Annotated in this window: 1 pseudogene; it reads right to left on the bottom strand. The window is 46.0% G+C overall.

The features are described from left to right. Window positions 1-361: pseudogene (locus A3738_RS30935) on the bottom strand (amino acid ABC transporter substrate-binding protein); the annotation flags it as partial.

Genomic DNA, 361 nt, shown 5'->3' with positions numbered 1-361 from the left:
ACCTACTTGTGAAACGATGTTGTAAGCCCAATCAGCACTTAAACCAAGCTTCTCGCCAGCATCACCTTCAGTCCCAAGAAGACGCTTCTGAGCAGGCTTACCGTTGTCTTTCATATCAGCTGCGTTCGCAGAATCGACACCCAAGAACTCAGCTTCGATCATTGCTACCAAAGACCACTTAGCGATGTTGAACCACTCGTCATCACCCTGACGAACAACTGGACCTAGAGGTTCCTTAGAGATAACTTCTGGAAGAACCATTGCTGAATCTGGATCCTTCAAACCAATACGAATTGCGTATAACTGCGATTGGTCAGAAGTAAGAACATCACAACGACCACTTTCAAAACCAGCACGTGTT

The sequence above is a fragment of the Oleiphilus sp. HI0066 genome (assembly GCF_001635725.1).
Note: the sequence above shows the minus strand (reverse complement) of the source record. Positions and strands in the feature narration are given on the sequence as shown.